This window comes from Bergeyella zoohelcum ATCC 43767, from assembly GCF_000301075.1.
Lineage (GTDB): Bacteria > Bacteroidota > Bacteroidia > Flavobacteriales > Weeksellaceae > Bergeyella > Bergeyella zoohelcum.
The window spans coordinates 595,248-612,057 of record NZ_JH932293.1 but is presented as its reverse complement, the minus strand read 5'-3'; the positions used below and the strand labels follow the sequence as shown (position 1 = coordinate 612,057).

25 protein-coding genes and 1 pseudogene are annotated in these 16,810 nt (G+C 33.6%); 1 reads left to right on the top strand and 25 read right to left on the bottom strand.

What is annotated here, in order from left to right:
• Positions 1–230: 230 nt before the first annotated feature.
• The 17 genes and pseudogenes from HMPREF9699_RS02790 to HMPREF9699_RS11400 form a co-directional block, all read right to left on the bottom strand.
• A complete protein-coding gene (locus HMPREF9699_RS02790; RefSeq protein ID WP_002662251.1) occupies positions 231–863 on the bottom strand; it encodes an IS5/IS1182 family transposase in 633 nt (210 codons plus the stop codon).
• Between the two features lie 127 nt (positions 864–990).
• A complete protein-coding gene (gene scpA, locus HMPREF9699_RS02785; RefSeq protein WP_002662248.1) occupies positions 991–3,120 on the bottom strand; it encodes a methylmalonyl-CoA mutase in 2,130 nt (709 codons plus the stop codon).
• Positions 3,121–3,290: 170 nt separating this feature from the next.
• The gene (prfA, locus tag HMPREF9699_RS02780; protein ID WP_002662246.1) at positions 3,291–4,376 is read right to left on the bottom strand and encodes a peptide chain release factor 1; all 1,086 of its coding nucleotides are present in this window, start codon (positions 4,374–4,376) and stop codon (positions 3,291–3,293) included.
• Between the two features lie 288 nt (positions 4,377–4,664).
• Positions 4,665–5,686: pseudogene (locus HMPREF9699_RS11620) on the bottom strand (IS982 family transposase).
• Positions 5,687–5,857: 171 nt separating this feature from the next.
• A complete protein-coding gene (locus HMPREF9699_RS02770) occupies positions 5,858–6,100 on the bottom strand; it encodes a hypothetical protein (RefSeq protein WP_002662243.1) in 243 nt (80 codons plus the stop codon).
• The gene (locus HMPREF9699_RS11540; protein ID WP_081580574.1) at positions 6,090–6,383 is read right to left on the bottom strand and encodes a colicin D domain-containing protein; all 294 of its coding nucleotides are present in this window, start codon (positions 6,381–6,383) and stop codon (positions 6,090–6,092) included. Before HMPREF9699_RS11540 ends, HMPREF9699_RS02770 begins: the two co-directional genes overlap by 11 nt.
• 34 nt (positions 6,384–6,417) lie before the next feature.
• The gene (locus HMPREF9699_RS02765; protein WP_002662240.1) at positions 6,418–6,735 is read right to left on the bottom strand and encodes a hypothetical protein; all 318 of its coding nucleotides are present in this window, start codon (positions 6,733–6,735) and stop codon (positions 6,418–6,420) included.
• A gap of 57 nt (positions 6,736–6,792) precedes the next feature.
• A complete protein-coding gene (locus HMPREF9699_RS02760) occupies positions 6,793–6,996 on the bottom strand; it encodes a hypothetical protein (RefSeq protein WP_002662238.1) in 204 nt (67 codons plus the stop codon).
• Positions 6,997–7,019: 23 nt separating this feature from the next.
• Positions 7,020–7,502 carry a hypothetical protein gene (locus HMPREF9699_RS10765; RefSeq protein ID WP_002662236.1) on the bottom strand — a complete coding sequence of 161 codons (483 nt, stop codon included), beginning with the start codon at positions 7,500–7,502 and terminating at the stop codon, positions 7,020–7,022.
• Positions 7,503–7,651: 149 nt separating this feature from the next.
• Positions 7,652–7,951 (bottom strand): hypothetical protein, encoded by a 300-nt coding sequence (locus HMPREF9699_RS10760; RefSeq protein ID WP_002662234.1) that lies wholly within the window; start codon positions 7,949–7,951, stop codon positions 7,652–7,654.
• A 27-nt stretch (positions 7,952–7,978) separates the two neighbouring features.
• A complete protein-coding gene (locus HMPREF9699_RS10755) occupies positions 7,979–8,347 on the bottom strand; it encodes an Imm40 family immunity protein (RefSeq protein WP_002662232.1) in 369 nt (122 codons plus the stop codon).
• A gap of 5 nt (positions 8,348–8,352) precedes the next feature.
• On the bottom strand, positions 8,353–8,568 hold the full coding sequence (locus HMPREF9699_RS02745; RefSeq protein WP_002662230.1) for a hypothetical protein: 216 nt from the start codon (positions 8,566–8,568) through the stop codon (positions 8,353–8,355).
• Between the two features lie 199 nt (positions 8,569–8,767).
• Positions 8,768–9,082 (bottom strand): Imm40 family immunity protein, encoded by a 315-nt coding sequence (gene imm40, locus HMPREF9699_RS02740; RefSeq protein WP_002662228.1) that lies wholly within the window; start codon positions 9,080–9,082, stop codon positions 8,768–8,770.
• A 6-nt stretch (positions 9,083–9,088) separates the two neighbouring features.
• The gene (locus HMPREF9699_RS02735) at positions 9,089–9,304 is read right to left on the bottom strand and encodes a hypothetical protein (protein ID WP_002662225.1); all 216 of its coding nucleotides are present in this window, start codon (positions 9,302–9,304) and stop codon (positions 9,089–9,091) included.
• Between the two features lie 45 nt (positions 9,305–9,349).
• The gene (locus HMPREF9699_RS02730; RefSeq protein WP_002662224.1) at positions 9,350–9,658 is read right to left on the bottom strand and encodes a hypothetical protein; all 309 of its coding nucleotides are present in this window, start codon (positions 9,656–9,658) and stop codon (positions 9,350–9,352) included.
• A gap of 2 nt (positions 9,659–9,660) precedes the next feature.
• Positions 9,661–10,098 carry a hypothetical protein gene (locus HMPREF9699_RS11405; RefSeq protein ID WP_002662222.1) on the bottom strand — a complete coding sequence of 146 codons (438 nt, stop codon included), beginning with the start codon at positions 10,096–10,098 and terminating at the stop codon, positions 9,661–9,663.
• 54 nt (positions 10,099–10,152) lie between these two features.
• Entirely contained in the window at positions 10,153–10,440 is a 288-nt protein-coding gene (locus HMPREF9699_RS11400) for a hypothetical protein (protein WP_002662220.1), read from the bottom strand.
• 717 nt (positions 10,441–11,157) lie between these two features.
• On the opposite strand from HMPREF9699_RS11400, the gene HMPREF9699_RS02715 reads away from it, so the two are divergent.
• A complete protein-coding gene (locus HMPREF9699_RS02715; RefSeq protein ID WP_002662216.1) occupies positions 11,158–11,994 on the top strand; it encodes an IS5 family transposase in 837 nt (278 codons plus the stop codon).
• Here HMPREF9699_RS02715 and HMPREF9699_RS02710 read toward each other — a convergent pair.
• The 8 genes from HMPREF9699_RS02710 to HMPREF9699_RS02670 form a co-directional block, all read right to left on the bottom strand.
• On the bottom strand, positions 11,969–12,313 hold the full coding sequence (locus HMPREF9699_RS02710; RefSeq protein ID WP_002662214.1) for a hypothetical protein: 345 nt from the start codon (positions 12,311–12,313) through the stop codon (positions 11,969–11,971). The two genes, HMPREF9699_RS02715 and HMPREF9699_RS02710, sit on opposite strands and share 26 nt — an antisense overlap.
• Before the next feature lie 209 nt (positions 12,314–12,522).
• A complete protein-coding gene (locus tag HMPREF9699_RS02705) occupies positions 12,523–13,119 on the bottom strand; it encodes a hypothetical protein (RefSeq protein WP_002662213.1) in 597 nt (198 codons plus the stop codon).
• A gap of 8 nt (positions 13,120–13,127) precedes the next feature.
• Complete coding sequence (locus HMPREF9699_RS02700) at positions 13,128–13,478, bottom strand: hypothetical protein (protein WP_002662211.1); 351 nt, start codon at positions 13,476–13,478, stop codon at positions 13,128–13,130.
• A 315-nt stretch (positions 13,479–13,793) separates the two neighbouring features.
• Positions 13,794–14,105 carry a hypothetical protein gene (locus HMPREF9699_RS02695; protein ID WP_245946082.1) on the bottom strand — a complete coding sequence of 104 codons (312 nt, stop codon included), beginning with the start codon at positions 14,103–14,105 and terminating at the stop codon, positions 13,794–13,796.
• A gap of 816 nt (positions 14,106–14,921) precedes the next feature.
• On the bottom strand, positions 14,922–15,281 hold the full coding sequence (locus HMPREF9699_RS02690; RefSeq protein WP_245946083.1) for a hypothetical protein: 360 nt from the start codon (positions 15,279–15,281) through the stop codon (positions 14,922–14,924).
• 244 nt (positions 15,282–15,525) lie between these two features.
• Positions 15,526–15,849 (bottom strand): hypothetical protein, encoded by a 324-nt coding sequence (locus HMPREF9699_RS02680; protein ID WP_002662205.1) that lies wholly within the window; start codon positions 15,847–15,849, stop codon positions 15,526–15,528.
• A gap of 94 nt (positions 15,850–15,943) precedes the next feature.
• Positions 15,944–16,291 carry a DUF1493 family protein gene (locus HMPREF9699_RS02675; protein ID WP_002662204.1) on the bottom strand — a complete coding sequence of 116 codons (348 nt, stop codon included), beginning with the start codon at positions 16,289–16,291 and terminating at the stop codon, positions 15,944–15,946.
• A gap of 122 nt (positions 16,292–16,413) precedes the next feature.
• Entirely contained in the window at positions 16,414–16,653 is a 240-nt protein-coding gene (locus HMPREF9699_RS02670; protein ID WP_002662203.1) for a hypothetical protein, read from the bottom strand.
• Between the last annotated feature and the right edge of the window lie 157 nt (positions 16,654–16,810).

The following is a 16,810-nucleotide window of genomic DNA, read 5'->3' as shown; positions in this document are numbered from 1 at the left end:
ATAAATTTCAAACAAAGCCAATTACTTTATTCATCTCGGTATCTGATTTTTGATTTCCGGTAATTTCTTTTAATGGTAGCAATTTCCACATTTAAATATATGAGACCTTTGCAAGAACCGTTTACCCTCTATTTTTCTCATATTCGGATGGTTTTTTTTAGAAAATGTGTTTCTGAAAATTCGAAATTTTGTTCTTTTTCATCATTTTTTGTCCTTTTTTCGGGATGATTTTAACCAAAATCACCCTCTTTTGAGCCTTTTTTCATTAAAAGGCAGGAAGTATCTCCATCTTCAGCCACTTCCTTGAAAAGATGGTCTTGTTTTTCAATTTCCTCCTCGGGCAATTCGTCTTCTTTTTGGTCTTGGGCAATTTCAAAAGTTTTTGGCTTTTTCGAATGAAACGAATTCTGCGTAATACTGGCATCTACCTTTACGCCTTGATGAATGATAATCCTATGTTTTTCCAACTGATGGTTGATTTCCGAAAGCAAAGAATCAAAGGCTTTCTTTTCGGTAAGCTCGGTACGAAATCGGCTTAAAACACTATAGCTCGGAACATTATCCTCCAGCTGCATACCGCAGAACTTCATCGCCGATAGACTGTCGTTTATATGCTCTTCTACCTTGACATCCGATAGGTTGTTCCACATCCCGATGAGTAGCATTTTGAACAGCAGGAGTCCATCATAAGGTTTTTCACCTGAGGCGGAAAGTCCTTTTTGATAGTGTCTGTCGATAATAGCGGAAATGGGTTTCCAATCGATAATCGTATCGACTTGTGTGTACAAAGAGCCTTTTCGGGTGCGTCTTTCTACATCGTAAGCAGCAAAGGACATAGCAGATAGGGCTTTGGTGCGTTTCATAAAGTAAATATAAAAAAATAATCAACTAACAATCAATTATTTAAATTATTTTTCCATTTTTTACCGTGTAAAGGTCTCGTAAAATACAAGGTGTAGTTTTTTACTAAAAGTCAATTGCAATGATATATTATTCCAAATCTCTTAATAATTTCTCTAGCATATCCACTGCACATTTTGGGATATTGGAACCTGGACCAAAGATAAAATCGGCACCATTTTCATAGAGAAAATCATAGTCTTGCTGTGGGATAACGCCACCTACCACAATGGTGATATCATCTGCTCCTAATTTTTTAAGTTCTTCCACTACTTGTGGAACAAGGGTGTTATGTCCTGCTGCCAATGAAGAAACGCCCAAAATATGGATGTCATTTTCTACGGCTTGTTTGGCTACTTCCTCAGGTGTTTGGAAGAGTGGGGCTACATCTACATCAAACCCCATGTCAGCATAAGCGGTGGCTACTACTTTGGCACCACGGTCGTGGCCATCTTGTCCCATTTTGGCGACCATAATTCTGGGACGACGACCCTCGATTTGCTCAAACTGTTGGGCTAAAGCAATGGCCTTATCAAAATATTCATTTTTCTGTGCGTTCATTGCATAAACACCTGATATAGTTTTAATACTGGCTTTATATCTTCCGAAACTTTCCTCCATGGCATCACTCATTTCACCTAAGGTTACTCTTCTTCTTGCGGCTTCTATACATAGCGCAAGGAGATTTCCTTTGCCTGATGTAGCACAAGCACGGATTTGGTCTAAAATTTCATTCACTGCTTCGGGATTTCTCTCCGCTTTGATTTTGTTGAGCCTTTCTATTTGCTTTTTTCTTACCTCAGTATTATCTATGGCAAGAATTTCGAATTCAGGCTGCTTTAAACTGGATTTAAATGAGTTTACTCCAATGATAAATTCTTCACCACTATCTATTTTCGCTTGTTTTATGGCTGCCGCTTCCTCTATCCTCATTTTGGGAATCCCCGCTTCTATGGCTTTGGTCATTCCACCTTCCGCCTCTACTTCGTCTATGAATTTCATGGCTTCGTCTATCATTTGCTGGGTAAGGGCTTCCACAGTGTAGCTACCCCCCATAGGATCCACTACATGGCAAATTCCACTTTCTTGTTGGAGAATGATTTGTGTATTTCTTGCAATCTTTGCTGAATAATCTGTGGGAAGAGCGATGGCTTCATCCAAGGCATTGGTGTGGAGAGACTGAGTGCCACCCAGTGCCGATGAAAGAGCTTCTATAGCGGTTCTAGTAATGTTATTAAATGGCTCTTGTTCCGTAAGTGACCAGCCTGAGGTCTGCGAATGCGTTCTGAGTGCGAGAGATTTAGGGTTCTGAGGATTAAATTGTTTCAATAAATTCGCCCAAATGTATCTTGCGGCTCTCATCTTTGCTATTTCCATAAAGTGATTCATCCCGATGGCCCAAAAGAAGGACAATCTCGGTGCGAAATCATCTATATTCATCCCTGCTTTTATCCCTGTTCTTACATATTCTAAGCCGTCAGCAAGGGTATATGCCATTTCTAAAACGGGAGTAGCACCTGCCTCCTGCATGTGGTAACCAGAAATAGAAATAGAATTGAACTTCGGAATATTCTGTGAAGTGTATTCGAAAATATCAGCGATGATTTTCATAGAAGGCGTTGGTGGATAGATGTAAGTATTTCTCACCATAAACTCCTTGAGAATATCATTTTGTATGGTTCCCGAAAGTTGGTTTTGAGCCACACCTTGCTCTTCTGCTGCCACAATGTAAAATGCTAAAATAGGTAATACGGCACCATTCATGGTCATCGAAACAGAAATTTGGTCTAATGGAATTTCATCGAACAAAATTTTCATATCTTCCACCGAATCAATGGCTACACCTGCTTTTCCTACATCACCTACCACTCTAGGATGATCAGAGTCATACCCCCTATGAGTAGCCAAATCAAATGCTACGGAAAGTCCTTTCTGTCCTGCCGCTAAGTTTCTTTTATAGAAAGCATTGGACTCTTCAGCGGTGGAGAATCCTGCGTATTGGCGTATTGTCCATGGTTTCTGAACATACATGGTGGAGTAAGGACCTCTAAGATAAGGAGTGATACCAGCATCATATTTTTTTTCTGTCAATGCTTTTGCATCGTCATAAATATATTTTGACTGAAGAGCAAGTCCATCTTTTTCAAAGGGGTATATTTCTGTTTTGGAAGAAAATACATCAGAAAAATTAGGTTTTTTATTTTGAATGGTTGGTCTCATTTTATGGTAATTAATGATAGTGTAAAGATAGTGATTTTTAAGAATTTCGTAAGAGGTGAGAGTACGAGTAGAAAGAAGCGGTATAAAAACAGATCATTGTTTGGGGGACAAAAAAAGGACGAATGATTTTTCGCCCTAATTTTTCCACTCACTATTTGTGAATAATGTATTTAATAACCGTCCTCTTCTCCTTTCATTTTCTCGGCATTTTCTGCCATAATAACAGCATCTATCATTTCCTGGATATCGCCGTTCATGTAAGCATCTAGATTGTAGATGGATTTATTAATTCTATGGTCAGTTACACGCCCTTGAGGGTAATTGTAGGTTTTGATTTTTGCTGAACGATCTCCTGTAGATACCATAGTTTTTCTTTGTGCCGCAATATCTCCTACCACTTCTTGAAGTTTAATGTCATACAGCTTTGCACGGAGCATCTCCATGGCCAATTCACGGTTGGCAAGCTGAGAACGCGCTTGCTGGCACACTACCACGATGCCCGATGGTTTATGGGTAAGTTGTACTTTGGTCTCTACCTTATTTACATTCTGTCCACCAGCACCACCTGAACGGGAAGTCTGCATTTCAATGTCTGCAGGATTAATTTCCACATCCACTTCCTCAGCTTCTGGGAGCACGGCTACGGTAATCGCCGAAGTATGCACACGCCCTTGAGATTCGGTCTCAGGGACACGCTGTACCCTATGCACTCCTGATTCAAACTTCATAATACCATATACGCCATCACCTTCTACTTTCATAATGAGTTCCTTGTAGCCCTTAGATGCCTCATTAGAGTCGGTGATTTCATGACGCCAACCTTTGGTCTTAAAGTACATAGCATACATTCTATAGACATCTTCTACAAAGATAGCTGCTTCGTCTCCACCAGTTCCTGCACGGAGTTCCACGATGACATTCTTATCATCGGCAGGGTCTTTAGGGATAAGAAGCACTTTAAGTTCTTCTTCTAAGGACGGGATTCTATCTTGGGCTTCTAATTTTTCCATTTTTGCTAAATCTACCAAGTCTTTATCGGAGCCATCGGCGATGATTTCATCGGATTCGGTAATGGTATCGAGGGCGTTTTTATACTCTTCATATACTTTTACGATTTTCCCAAGGTCGCTGTACTCTTTATTCAGCTGGCCGTATCTTTTTTGGTCAGAGATTACATCTGGCTGTATAATGAGGTCTGCCACTTCGTTATAGCGTTGTTTGATGGCTTCTAATTTAGGAACTAAACTTTTTGACATGGTTTGAAATTATGGCACAAAGATACGGAAAAGAAAAATATGCCTACGATACCTTTGCAAGAACCGTTCATCCTCTATTTTTCTGATATTCGGATGATTTTTTTAGAAAATGGGGTTTTGAAAATTCGAAATTGTATTCTTTTTCATCGTTTTTCTCACTTTTTGGAGTAAATTTTAATCAAAATCTCCTTTTTTTGAGTTTTTTTCATTAAAAGGCAGGAAGTATCTCCATCTTCGGACTTTGCTTCAGATTATAGGCAATGGCTTCCAAAATAACCCCAATTCGGTTTAAGCACATTCAAAAAATAACTGACCATCATTGACTTTTTGAATATTGAGAGACGGTTTTTTGGGAAAAAAGCAATACGCAGTTAATGCTCCCAGAATATTCATAATAAAATTATTGACACTCCTATGCCGACTATGTTCTATCTGACAAAGGTTTTTCAGTTCATCATTAATGGTTTGTTCACTTGTAATTTTCAATTCATAGGTATTCACGAATGCTTTGCATTTCAATAATGGCTCTTTTTCTGAGTAAAATTTTGTCTTCCAAAGACATTAAGTGGTTCTTCATATTCTTTTTAAGCTTGGTAAATAACTGAATACCATCAGAAAACAACATCTGCCACAACGCTTTTGAAAGGTAACCTTTATCGCCAAAAAGTTTTCCAAATAATTGTTCTGTTAGCTTTTTTATATGCTTTGGATTTCTATCATCCACATTTCCTTTTGTGAGATAAAATGATAATAATTCGCCTTTTTCATTGCAAATTAAATGCAATTTAAAACCGTAAAACCATCCCATAGAAGACTTTCCTCTTCCTGCTATTCCTTTGAAAACCTTATGATTATGTATTCGTTGATTCTTGCAGACTTTTAATGTGGTACTATCAATAAAACTAATTCCAGTACATTTCCCCAAGCATTTTTGCTTTAAAAATAGAAAGAAAACTAAAAAATAACGATATTTTATCTCTACAAATCTGCTGTAAGACAATGTTTTAGAAAATAAATCTTTCCAATATTCGCAAACAAAATTTTGATAGTAATGCTTAAAAGTTTTGTGATGTCCAAGATGGAAGCCTATCATAATAGTAAGAATCTCCGCATCGGACATTGTACATGGATGATTGCGAGTCTTTTTGCCATTGTTACCAGTGCCGATTTTCTTTAATTTTCTGATTTCTACATCAAGTTACCTCAGTTTATTCTTTTGTTTTTCAGCGGTTTCGGTGATTACTTCGTAGTTCTTTACAAAAATCATCTACTTTTACAAAAATATCCGTAATTTGCTCTCTCAAATTCATAGGTAATAATTCGGTTTATATATTTGATTTTCAAAATTTTAAATATACGAATTATTACCTTTTTTTGCAAATATTTTTTACTTTTTCTTATCCCGAACTCAGGTTAAAATAGATTTTTAGAAACTATAATTATACTATCACTAACTTTAAAACACTACCAAGCAGAACAATCTATTCTTTATCTCTAATAAGTTCTCTATATTTTTTTAACTTATCATTATAATCATCAGAAAACACATCTAAAATTATTTTCTCCAATGAGGATTCTAAATCCCATAATATTCTTTGTTCTGATTGGTCTTGAAACATGTTTTCAGAGTTTTCATTAAAATAATTTAACCATGAAAAAAAGACAATGCTTTCTTCTTTACTAAGTTCCATCAGAATTTTTTTGTTTTTTTCTTTAATTTTCATAAACTTCCACGATTAATAACATTTTTAGCTGAGAAGAATTTAGTTTCCAGCCACTAATAACATTTCCAGAAGGTGTAGATATCACATTTAATCTCGTTTTGGGATTAACATAATGCATTACATTATTTCCTCTATGAGTTCCATTTATATCTTTTACCCCTTTAGAATTAATATGCTGATTAATAACAGAATTAAATTTATTTCCAGCAGCATTGCTCCAATTGCCCTGAACACCAAAATCTGCAGCATGTTTAAATTTAGCTTGTAACTGCCTTTTTGTTATACCTAATATTCTACTACTATTTTTAGCAACTCCCTTAGCTATAAGTTTTTGCTCCTTCTTTCAATGCAATATGAGCTGCTACACCTTCTCCAGAGGGAACGGTTACAATATCAAAAATAGTAATCCCTACATCTACTGCCCCCAGTGCATAATCCCAACCCGCTACCTGTCCATCTCCATTATAATCAAAATAATCCGCAACCCATTCTCCAGCAGTATATAATATACTTTTCTCTGGAGGTGGAGGATTTTGTCTATGTGCCACATGATTCAATCCTGCCACAACGCCACCTATTACCGCTCCTTCCCAGAAGTTACCCCCACTAAGTTCTGCTCCTATTCCTCGGCTCAATGCTCCAAAAGCGATAGTTCCTACTGCAAAAATATTGCGGTTTAATCATCTTATACTTTAAGACATTTCTATCCATTCTGACTCCAATATCCCATACTCCTCTTCTGCTATTTCCATACATGATTTAACATTATCTTGTAAAGAATCATAAATAATCCTTCCATTTTTTATCACATAAAAATAGCAGCCCACTTCCGGATAATCTTCTTCTATTCTATAAATTACACCTTTTTTTTCTACTATATAAATTCTATATTTCATAATTATTTAGGATATATTCTATGCTATCCAGATAATGCATCTCGCCATTTTCCTTTTCTAAAAACTTCAAGATGTATATGAGGCTTATCCCCATGCGAATTCTTAATATCAAATCTTATTTTTCTTAGTCCATCTTTTGAAATAAAAATATTATCTCCTGCTTTATTTGTTATTACTTTATAATCTTTTCCCAACCATGTTTTTGCTTGTTTCGCTGCCTTAATGGTACTTCGATTCACTGTTTTTTTAACAGTATTCTTTGCTATAGTTTTCGCTCCTTCTTTCAATGCAATATGAGCTGCGACACCTTCTCCAGAGGGAACAGTTACAATATCAAAAATAGTAATCCCTACATCTACTGCCCCCAGTGCATAATCCCAACCCGCTACCTGTCCATCTCCATTATAATCAAAATAATCCGTAACCCATTCTCCAGCAGTATCTAATAAACTGTTCTCTGGTGGCGGAGGATTTTGTCTATGTGCCACATGATTCAGTCCTGCCACAACGCCACCTATTACCGCTCCTTCCCAGAAATTACCTCCACTAAACTCTGCTCATATACCTCCACTCAACGCTCCAAAAGCGATAGTTCCTATCGTGCTTTTTGCAAATTTTCCAGCTACCGCTTGAAATCCACTCGCACCTAAACTTCCTAATGCTCCTGACCAAAACGCTTGTCTAAAACCTTCGCCTTGGAATACAATAATACCCCTTGGGCTACGGCATGAGTTCCTGCTTGCACGATAGCTAAACCAAAATCTCCTACCGACTTTTGTATCAATGTTCCTATTTGGGTCAACTTTCCCGCTTGTGAGGCAACATTAAATATTTCTCCCACCCCAAAGGTTACCGCTCCACCTATTGCTCCAAAAAATGTCGCCTTAAATGCATCAAACAAATTCCAATTATGAATATTCCCCGTAACGCCTAAAGCAATGGTATAACTTGCCAAACCTACCGCTGCTCCATCATAAGATTATTAAAGCACTAGTACAACATAACATTGTATATTATACTCTTTCTCAATCTTAGCTATACTATTAATATACTCCTTTGCTATATTATGACTTCTTTGTATATATTCCTCTTCATTTTCGTTGTCCAACTCATCACAATACCAGTTAAGGTATATATATTCATCACCTAATATTTGGTATAAATATTTCAAACCTTCTTCATATTCTAAAAGAACATCCGCTCCTAAAATGGGCATTTTCTCTTTTTCCAATAAATTGACAGCCACAAGTGCATCACTAACGGTTAATGCCACTTCATCACTATCAGGATTTACCCCTGCTAAACTTCTACCATTTTTCTTTCTAAAAGCCCAATAACCGATATCACTCATTTTAACTATTTTGAAATTTTAAAATATCTATGATTAATTACCCCTTTGTTATCTTTAATGTACTCAAAAGTCCCTGTTTTCCCTCGATAACTACCATTTAACTTTAACCATTGATAAGTTTTTCCATCTTTCCTTACATTTATTGTTCTTTGTCCATATTTATTTGCATAACCATCCACACTCTTAGGGAAAGAATGAACAATATCTTTTTTATTATTCATTTGCCTTATCACCTTTTGTTCCTTTGAAAAAGGATGATTTAAACCCTCCCCCCCCTCTTACTCCAAGACCATATCTCATAAACTCCCTCTTCACATCTCAAGCATAGCCCTACGCCGTAATAGAGAAACATGTATTTTTAAACTCCAATATCTCTCAGAATTTATCTATAGCGTTTGTTATTATAGTTTTTAGATATATCTATATTACAATTTCAACATAAGCATGATCATCCAAAGGATAATTATCTATATAAGTTTGTGTTTTTTCTATACTTCTTTCAACATACATTAAATACATTTCATTTTCCAATTGGTCACAAAACCAGTTATCATATGTTAAATGTAATTCCCCATTTCGCATTATCCATATATCACCACCTTTTACTGCTATATTCAACCTCTTTAGGATATTAAGAACTTTTTTGATATCTTGGATATTGAAAGCTATATTATTCACTCCATAATTCACTAAAGATATACTTTTTATATCTTTTAATTGCTCTATTCTTTTCATTCTTTACTATTTTTTAGGTCTGAAAAGTCTATGATTTATTATTCCATTTGACTCTTTTATAAATTCAAAGTTTCCATTTTTTCCATTATAGCTTCCTGGAATAGTTAACGTTGTTCTTCTAATTCCATCTCCTCCTTTTATAACAGAAACTTTTCCATATTTTTCAAATGCCTTCACAGACTCTGGGAAAGAATGATTATCTCCTTTTTTATTTGTCTCCAAAGTTTATTTGAATATCTTAGTGTCTCTGAAAAAAGAATTTTATTTCTAATCACTCTTATGATTATTTTTTACAAGCCCTATAAGCTTCTCTAAAGAAGCAATATACGCCTCACTTTGCCCATATATTTCACTATCATCTTCTAGGCCTTTAAATTCATATAATCTTTGCTTTATTTGATTAAAAAGAGTATCATCGCATTTCCTTTTTTCTCCCTCTAAAATAGATACCACTAAGCCATAATAATATCCATCTAATTCCATGAGCTCTTCAATCCAATTTGCAAAATTATCATCATTTGGGAATGATGGAAATTTTATATTTTTATGTTTTTCTAATATCTCTTTTTTATTCATATCTAATCCCAAAAAGTTACAATTTTTCCACTACTCGTCCAATATCTTCCACTACGCTGAGTTTTACCATTAATTATTTGTTTAGTTTGAATTTTAATTCCTTGGGTTCCATCTTTTAAAATCACTTTTTGTCCTAATCCTTTATTTTTATTAAAAAACTTCATTGCATCCTTAGTATATTGTACAGCTGTTCTTCCATTACCATGTTTTCTATAATGATACATCACTGATTGAGTTTTATTAGGAAAAGTACCTTTATGCCAAGAGTTAAATAAATATTTGCTACCTTTGTTATTAATTGTTAATGCACTTCCCCTATAATAACCTCTTGCCCCCATTCCATAGCCTATAAACTCCCTCTTCATATCTCGGGCATTTAGCCCTACATGGAACATCGCTCTATCCATAGTAGATGGATTGGTTGCTTCAAAAGCCAACATTGCTCTTGCGTCATCTACAGCTCCTCCGCTAATAAAGTTTGTAAATTCCGTAAATCAATTGTCTTCATCAGGTGGTCCAATATTTTGTTTTTCTTGTTGTGCCACATGATTCAATCCCGCTACTATACCTCCTATCACTGCTCCTTCCCAGAAATTACCTCCACTAAGCTCTGCTCCTATACCTCCACTCAACGCTCCAAAAGCTATAGTTCCTCCTGCACTACTCGCAAAATCTCCTGCGATAGCTCCAAAAGCACTCGCCCCTAAACTTCCTAATGCTCCTGACCAAAACGCTTGTTCAAAACTTCCACCTTGCATTACAGAAAGTACTCCTTGTCCCACAGCATGTAATCCCGATTGTACAAAAAGCTGTTCCTAATTCTCCTAAATTCTTAGCAAATTGTGTGGCTACTTGTACTCCATCTTTGGCAACACTAAATAAATTACCTATTCCAAAAGTCATGGCTCCACTTACCGCTCCCCAAAATGTAGCTTTTAACACTCCACCTAAACTCCACTGATAGAGACTGTTAGAAACTACAAAGGTATTAGTTTATATGACATATTTTTTCCTTACATACATTAACCCTCATTCTCCATTATAAGAATTTTATCAGAAATATAGTCTATTAACTCACTATCTTCGTCCCACAATAATAGGTAGCTTTCGATAAACGAAAATATATAAAGGCATTCCCATCTTGATAATTTATTGTGAATAAACTCATTATATATCTTTTCTATTAAGCTTATTTTAACACTAACATTTTCCTCATAATTTGGATGGAAATAATAAGACCCTCTATTTTCATATGCCTTAATAAAAGTATTTAGGCATTCTAAATCTATATTCAAATTACCTTTTAATATTTCATGTATCTTCATAATCTATTTACTATATCGTGGTATATTTTTAAACTCAGGATAAATATTTCGTCTATGATAAAAAGAACCATCTATCGAATATGAATCTTTATACATCTTTGAGTCTATCTTGACTTTTTGAAAACAAACAAGGAATTATGATTTTTGTGGTGTGAAACATAAAAACCTAAGACCTTGTTTGTAGTACTGGACAAAGATACGATAGTAGAAGAAATTATCCCACATTTACCTAAAAGAAAAAGAGGATTTAAACCAAAATCGTCTATTAGTGAGATAATTAACTGTATTTTATACAAATTGAAAACAGGTATTCAATGGGCACTTTTACCAATGGAACAATTGTTTTCAGAGGTAGTTCCGAGCTATAAAACCGTGTTTGGGCATTACCGGAAATGGTGTGAAGAAGGTGCTTGGCAGACTTGTTGGGTAGAAATTTTGAAGAAAAACAAATCGAAAATAGATTGTTCAAGTTGCGATTTTGACGGTAGCCAAACACCCGCAAAAAAAGGCGGCGAAGAAGTCGGTTATCAAGCTCGTAAAAAAGCAAAAACAACCAATAGTTTGTACCTGTCTGATAGGCAAGGTTTGATGTTAGCAATGTCTCAGCCTATATCTGGCCAGCATCACGACTTGTATAATATAGAGACTCATTTTCAAGAAATTACATCCGTTTTGAAAAAGGCTAAAATCTCCACAGAAGGTTTATTTGTGAATTTTGATGCAGGTTTTGACAGTGAAAATCTTCGGAAAATAACCGCCTCAGAAGGTATCATAGCCAATATTTGTGAAAACAAAAGAAACCAAAAATCCCCCTCTGAAACGGAACATTATTTCGATAAAAAACTCTATAAAGAGCGTTACGCCATTGAAAGAAGCAACGCTTGGATGGATAGTTTTCGTTCGGTTTTAAATCGTTTTGATACTACCGTAAGTAGTTGGATAGGTTTTAATTACCTTGCCTTTATCGTCTTAGGACTCAGAAAATTTAAACAAAAGAGAAAGTCGAGATGAGTTCTTTATCATAATTACCATTTGAATTGAAAACTTTATAATATTTCGCAGAAGCCTGTCCTGATAAATTAGAAGCTTTTACCGTTTTTTCATATACATTAAATTTACCATCTATATTTTTCTTATAAGTATAGCCTTTGACCGATTTTTGTTTTATTGTTGAACGAACTCCTACACTTTTTGATATAGCATTTGACGATTTCCCTCTGAATATAGAAATATCAAAATTCAAAACCCCTTCAGACAACATTCCAATAGCATCCCATATTCCTAACGGATCTCCTAATCTTCCAATAAACTGTATTGGATCATCATTCATTATTAGTTTTTTTTAACCAACTCTCTTCTTACTTCTTCAGGAGATTTCTTCGGTGGGCCATTTCCTCCTAACTTATGCATTGTAGCATTAAGCCCCGCTACTATACCTCCTATCACTGCTCCTTCCCAGAAGTTACCGTCTGATAACTGTGTTCCTATTCCTCCGCTTAATTAATGTGCTATGAAAATAGATTATTAATGTACCTCATATTATGTTTTCAACACCACCGAATTAGACTCTATTTGCCCTTGAAATAATTTTACTTTTTTATTTCTTCTTATAAGATTTATTTTTTTCATTTCTTCTTTTTTCATGAAAGTACTATCCGCATTGATTGTAATTTTTATTTTATAACTACTTCCTTTTTCAATATCTGGAAGTAAGCCAGATTCACATCTATTGTTATAATCTAATGACATAAAATTTAATATGATATAATTATTCGGAGGTACAAGTTTAATAAAATTTTTGGAACAGCTATCTTTTTTCATCATAATAATGGAATCTATTTCATGTAGATCGGTATCATCATCTGGAAAAATAAAATCATCTATAAGGATAAGAGAAGACTTTACAGGTTCACCATTACGAGTTATTTTTACATTTAATGAGTTTTCAGCTTCTGAGTAATCCAATCTTTCATTCTTTAAAAACAATAGTTGATTTTTATCTGTATTGTTTTTTAATTTTATCCTTAATGTATCTTTCATACTTATGCCATTATTAAGAATAAAAATTTCAACATCTTTCTTCTTACAAGAAATAAAAGGTATTACAAAAAGTAAAAGAAAATATTTCAACTTCATGATCTTGATTATTTTAAATTCCCATAATGTTTATTAAATTGATCTTCCCATGATTGTTTCATAGAAGGAACATCATATAATTGTATCCAAGAATAAGCACCTCTTTCCGTATTATAGATAGCTTTATCTATATACTCTTTTTTAAAACCATTGCTCCAATAACTCATTAATCCACTAGTATAATGATAAGCGTGAATAAGTTCATGCCCAATGGTTAAATATAATGCCCTATAACTTGCAAAAGCTTTTTTACCGAAGGTAATATTTCCATTTTTATAACTTCCTGGTTCCTTTTTATTACCATCTAATGTAATAGTTGGATACCCCCCCTTCTTTGTACATTTGTTTAAGATTTTCATCTCTTATGGTCAAATCAATAACGGTTTCCTTCGCAAATTTAGCTTTATCCTTTGAATTTATCCCTAGTTTTTTTAGTGCTTGTTTTACTTTACTACTCTCCTCAACTTTATGCAAACCATGATTCAGCCCTGCCACAACGCCACCTATTACCGCTCCTTCCCAGAAATTACCTCCACTAAGCTCTGCTCCTATACCTCCACTTATTGCTCCAAAGGCTATAGTTCCTTATCGGGGCTTTAATATATTGGGATAAAAAACAAAACAATATGGCATATAACACAAGTAACCCAGTAAATATTATAGATAAAATTAATCTATTGTGTTATATCCAACTCATATAAAGACTCTTTTTCTATCACATATCTTAATTTTTGATAAGAAATACCTCTTAAGATTGTATCTTGTTTTAAATTTTGAATAAAATATTTCAAATTTCGTTTATTTACACTATTAGGATTCATTGAATAAGTTGTATCTACCGAAACCAACAAATATGTGTCATTGTATTTTACATCTACCATTCCACTATCAATGAACAATTTACTATTTTTAATAAGTCGATTTTGATTTCCTCCTTCATATATAGCTTTATAACCCTGTGGTAATTCTTCTACCGAATCTGACATATTACAAGAGTATAATAACAATTGTGTCATTGAGATAAAAAGAGTTTTTTTCATATTAAACTATGGTTTTATTGTATTGACTCCACTAAAATTAATTTAACACTGCATATTCCCTATAGCTTTAAATTTATCCTTCCGTGAAAAAACAAAGAATTCTTTACTTACACATATTAATTCCTACCAAATCAAACAAAAAAGTGAATATTGGTTTCTTATCAAGAACAAAAAATAATAGTATAGCAAATAGACCAATTATTGATTGTCCTATATAAGTGTTTCCAATTATTTCAAAAACACTTTTGTGTTCATCTTTAAATACAAAATCATTATACCTTATTTACAGGTAAATATAAATAAGTATGAATATTAAAAAAATTATGGCTTGGAATATATAATTACAATACATATTATTATCTTCTATTTATTTTCTTTGATGTATTACCAACTGAGGCTCCTATTATAGCTCCCTGAATTTCAAATTTATAGACACCATAATTTACATGCATTTAATAACCATAATATTTCGCCATCATCATAACAAAATTACAAACTTTCTTTTCACGATAATATTCAAAATATGAAAAGCATTGTTATCTTAAACATCTGCTTAGTCGGAGAACTGAAGCCTCCTCCTATAAAAGCCACCACTCCACTTACTGCCTCCCCCCAAACAGATAACTTTTAACACTCCTCCTAAACCTTAATGATGAAAACCCACACCCGACTATAAACCAGCTATATAACTCCTCCTGTAATAATCTCCAATACGAAGAATATATTGTTAATGAACTGCTACGCCCCTAGAAGACTAAAAAATCATCTCATTTCTTTCCACTTTTGCTCAAACTCTTTTTGCGTAACTCCTACAGCCATAAAAAAAGCAACAAAATCTTTGTATTCCAAACTATTATCCGTCCAATATCCATAATTTTTTTTATAGGGCATTTTTAAAATAACTTTACCTTCATCATCTATACCAATTTCCCTGATAGGAATATTTTCCTCATCAAATTCCACCATCCAATATTCAACCCTATCTATAAAATACTCATAGTCTGGATTAGACGACAACCCTAAATAAAAAACAATATTTTCTATAAAACTCTTTTTCCTTTTATTACCACTATTCTCCCATGGAGATTTGAATTTTAAATATCTCATAATTTCATTTTTCATTATTACAGCTTAACTCATGGAAACACGATGTTTTTTCGCTCTTTAATATCCCAATACTCCTACTAATTATCTCCACTAGCCTCATCATTTTGTAAGGTAAAATCAGATACAATCCAAGATTCACAATGAAAGCTCTTAACTACAGCACCTTTTTTCCAAGGAAAAAGAAACCTATTATTAAAAGTTTCTGTAATATATTTCAATTGACCATCAATAAAATAACCATACTGATAAATGGTCTTTATCAACTTATTTTTATAAAAAAATGAGTTATCTTTATGCTATTGGATAATACTGCCTTGACGATTTTAAAAATCTCATCTTTCTCTTTTTCATTGTTTTGAAAATCATAGAACTCCCCTATTATCAAATACTCATCATTATTTGGACAAGTCAATTGCAATTCTACGCGCGGTTCATTATCATCTTTAGAAAAGACAATAACGAACTCACACTCATCTCCTTTAATTATATAAGTCTCATACTTGTCATCTTCTTTTAACAATACATTTACATGACTTGCTAAACTCTGTATATAAACATATACATTTCCATATATTTTTTGCATTTGTTATGATAAACTAGATATACTTTCTCATACAATTAAATCCCTATGACTCCCCGCCAATAAAATTGACTATGCTTCAATAACACGCCCTATTTCATTCAGGTTCAAACCACTCCTTCCTCTTCACTACTTCTATCATATGAGCAATGGTTATTGGTGGATAGACTGGGAGGTTTTTATTTTTTATACAAAATAACCATTTAATAAAATCACTAAAAGTCTGTTCATAGAAGTACTTGTCTACATCAAAATCTTCAGGATTTTTTATTAAATTAAATATCGTAAAAAATTCTTCAAACATTTCTATCAGATCTAGATAGTCTCGATCTGTTGTATTCAATACTGTATGAATACCATCTCTGTCAGAATAAGCTCCATGTTGCTTAAAGAATAATATTACATCTTCTTCCGTAGGATTATTTATAATTTTGAAATGTAGCATGTTATTTATTTTAGTAAATTAAAAACTCCCATCCTTAAATTTTTCATAATGACGGTAATAAGAAAATAATTCAACTCTACTATGTTCTAAGTAACATCTGCCTATACACCTTTCTTCCCCATTTAATCTTCATTTTCTATTACAAAAATTTTCTCTGAAATACAGTTCATTAATTCATTATCCTCATCCCATAATAAGAGATAACTTTCTATAAATGAAAGTATATACAAATACTCCCATTTTGATATTTTGCCATCTTGATAATCTTCATTTATTTTTTCTATATGCCCTTTTCCTACTCTTACGCCTTCATAATAAGCTGGACATAGGCTATAAGAACCCTTATTCATATACGCTCTCATAAAAGCATATATATCATTTTCATCTATAGATATATCATTATTTATTACATCTATTATTGAGTCTATCTTGACTTTTTGAAAACAAACAAGGAATTATGATTTTTGTGGTGTGAAACATAAAAACCAAAGACCTTGTTTGTAGTACTGGACAAAGATA

Excerpts from the sequence above, each read along its gene's own strand:
- HMPREF9699_RS02790 (WP_002662251.1), bottom strand. The coding sequence starts at position 863 with ATGAAACGCACCAAAGCCCTATCTGCTATGTCCTTTGCTGCTTACGAT.
- scpA (WP_002662248.1), bottom strand. The coding sequence starts at position 3,120 with ATGAGACCAACCATTCAAAATAAAAAACCTAATTTTTCTGATGTATTT.
- prfA (WP_002662246.1), bottom strand. The coding sequence starts at position 4,376 with ATGTCAAAAAGTTTAGTTCCTAAATTAGAAGCCATCAAACAACGCTAT.
- HMPREF9699_RS02770 (WP_002662243.1), bottom strand. The coding sequence starts at position 6,100 with ATGAAAATTAAAGAAAAAAACAAAAAAATTCTGATGGAACTTAGTAAA.
- HMPREF9699_RS02760 (WP_002662238.1), bottom strand. The coding sequence starts at position 6,996 with ATGAAATATAGAATTTATATAGTAGAAAAAAAAGGTGTAATTTATAGA.
- HMPREF9699_RS10755 (WP_002662232.1), bottom strand. The coding sequence starts at position 8,347 with ATGAGTGATATCGGTTATTGGGCTTTTAGAAAGAAAAATGGTAGAAGT.
- HMPREF9699_RS02745 (WP_002662230.1), bottom strand. The coding sequence starts at position 8,568 with ATGAATAATAAAAAAGATATTGTTCATTCTTTCCCTAAGAGTGTGGAT.
- imm40 (WP_002662228.1), bottom strand. The coding sequence starts at position 9,082 with ATGAAAAGAATAGAGCAATTAAAAGATATAAAAAGTATATCTTTAGTG.
- HMPREF9699_RS02730 (WP_002662224.1), bottom strand. The coding sequence starts at position 9,658 with ATGAATAAAAAAGAGATATTAGAAAAACATAAAAATATAAAATTTCCA.
- HMPREF9699_RS11405 (WP_002662222.1), bottom strand. The coding sequence starts at position 10,098 with ATGTTGGCTTTTGAAGCAACCAATCCATCTACTATGGATAGAGCGATG.
- HMPREF9699_RS02710 (WP_002662214.1), bottom strand. The coding sequence starts at position 12,313 with ATGAATGATGATCCAATACAGTTTATTGGAAGATTAGGAGATCCGTTA.
- HMPREF9699_RS02705 (WP_002662213.1), bottom strand. The coding sequence starts at position 13,119 with ATGAAGTTGAAATATTTTCTTTTACTTTTTGTAATACCTTTTATTTCT.
- HMPREF9699_RS02700 (WP_002662211.1), bottom strand. The coding sequence starts at position 13,478 with ATGAAAATCTTAAACAAATGTACAAAGAAGGGGGGGTATCCAACTATT.
- HMPREF9699_RS02695 (WP_245946082.1), bottom strand. The coding sequence starts at position 14,105 with ATGTCAGATTCGGTAGAAGAATTACCACAGGGTTATAAAGCTATATAT.
- HMPREF9699_RS02690 (WP_245946083.1), bottom strand. The coding sequence starts at position 15,281 with ATGAAAAATGAAATTATGAGATATTTAAAATTCAAATCTCCATGGGAG.
- HMPREF9699_RS02680 (WP_002662205.1), bottom strand. The coding sequence starts at position 15,849 with ATGCAAAAAATATATGGAAATGTATATGTTTATATACAGAGTTTAGCA.
- HMPREF9699_RS02675 (WP_002662204.1), bottom strand. The coding sequence starts at position 16,291 with ATGCTACATTTCAAAATTATAAATAATCCTACGGAAGAAGATGTAATA.
- HMPREF9699_RS02670 (WP_002662203.1), bottom strand. The coding sequence starts at position 16,653 with ATGAGAGCGTATATGAATAAGGGTTCTTATAGCCTATGTCCAGCTTAT.